The sequence below is a fragment of the Acinetobacter sp. GN11 genome, from assembly GCF_054823985.1.
This window is the reverse complement of sequence record NZ_JRVL01000216.1, coordinates 1-1723: the sequence shown is the minus strand read 5'-3', so window position 1 is coordinate 1723 and position 1723 is coordinate 1. Positions and strand designations below refer to the sequence as shown.

General features: G+C 37.2%; 2 protein-coding genes. One reads left to right on the top strand and one right to left on the bottom strand.

The features are described 5' to 3' along the window. Positions 1-46: 46 nt before the first annotated feature. Positions 47-787 carry an SDR family NAD(P)-dependent oxidoreductase gene (locus NL42_RS16475; protein ID WP_461313563.1) on the bottom strand — a complete coding sequence of 247 codons (741 nt, stop codon included), beginning with the start codon at positions 785-787 and terminating at the stop codon, positions 47-49. Between the two features lie 190 nt (positions 788-977). Here NL42_RS16475 and NL42_RS16470 point away from each other — a divergent pair. After that, positions 978-1723, top strand: a 746-nt coding sequence (locus NL42_RS16470) for an IclR family transcriptional regulator domain-containing protein (RefSeq protein ID WP_461313562.1), incomplete at its 3' end; no start/stop codon positions are given.

Genomic DNA, 1723 nt, shown 5'->3' with positions numbered 1-1723 from the left:
ACAACTAATCTAATAGATATAACTATTAGATTAGTAAAATATCCTACTAAATAATAGTGTATCCGCCATCAATTGTAATGCATGAGCCATTCATAAAACGTGCCTCATCAGAAGCTAAGAAAATAGCTAACTCGGCAACTTCAGACGCTTCACCAAAACGGTCCAGTGGAATTTTATCAGTCGGACGGGTTTCTAGCATTTTGGCCGTCATTGGCGTACGAATAGTACCTGGGCAAATAGCATTAATTTTGATGCCATGTTTGGCATACACTGCTGCTAGATGTTTTGTATAACCAATTACAGCATGTTTTGAGGCTGTATAAGAAGCGCCTCCCATTTGAGCTACTAGACCCGCAATAGATGCAATATTGATAATTGCTCCAGAACCCTGTTCAATCATTTTAGGCAAAACTAAATTACTTAAATTGAATACGGCTTTTACATTTATGGCAAACATTCGGTCCCAAAGTTCTTCGGTCGTATCTAAGCTATTGGTATATTTGTCGAAAATACCTGCATTATTCAGTAGTACATCAATTCGTCCAAACTTCTCTAATGTGAATTCAACTAACTGCTTGAGCTGATTAAATTGAGTGACATCAACTTGAAAAGCAAAGGCTTCTCCACCTGCGTTGATGATCTTCTCGGCAACTTGGTTAGCCTGTTCTAAATTCATATCGGCAATCATTAATTTTGCTCCTTGTTGTGCAAAAGCAATTGCTTCGGACTCACCCATACCAGAGGCTGCACCTGTGATAATACAGACTTTATTTTGTAGTCTAGACATAATACATTTCCTAAATCCTAAGTTTTGATCTAAGCTCTCTTTGTGAAATAGATGCTTAAATATTGAAGTTCTCCTGTAAGACTTAAAATACGTATTTAGCTAAACTAGCTCTAGATACAATCTGGGAATGAAGACGATATTCAGACATACTGAGCGAATATCGGACAGGGAATTTAGAAAAGGGAAAATGATGAGGGATCAGATTATTCAACATCCGCTCTCTGAAGAGACGATCAAATACGATGACTATATTGCAGGTTTAGCAAAGGGCCTAAATATTCTTGAGGCGTTTGGGACTGATCGACAGCGTTTAAATGTTACTCAGGTCGCAGAACGAACTAATATTACTCGTACAGCAGCACGTAGATATCTAAAGACACTCAAGTTTTTAGGCTATCTTGAAACTGATGAATATTATTACTGGTTAACACATAAGGTACTTAAGTTTTCAGGGGCTTTTTTAAGTACAGCACATTTGCCAAAAATATCGCAGTCTGTGTTAAATCATTTATCTGAAAAAACGACATTAGTTTTCTCAGTAGTGGTTCAAGATAATTATGAGGTTGTTCCGATTGCTAGAAGTGTCCCGCAAAATGATAATTTCCGAGTAAGTCCTTTTGGTATTCACTTGGGTAACCGAATTCCTGCTCATGCTTCGTCTACGGGTAAAGTTTTATTAGCGCATAAATCCTTAGAGGAGCAGAAAAACTGGATTAAGTTATATGGACTTAAACGATTTACTGCATATACCTACACAGAAGAAGCCTGTTTTCTAGCTGCATTACAGACCATTAAGGATAATGGTTATTGTATTTCAGCCGAAGAATATGAGTTGGGTGTAACAGCAATTGCAATTCCGATTATTAATCAGACTGGCGATATTATTGCAGGATTAAATGCTGTTGCTCCAATTTCTAAAGTAAACGATGCATATCT

Bases quoted from the DNA above. Each gene is read 5' to 3' on its own strand.
- NL42_RS16475 (WP_461313563.1), bottom strand. From the start codon at position 787: ATGTCTAGACTACAAAATAAAGTCTGTATTATCACAGGTGCAGCCTCT.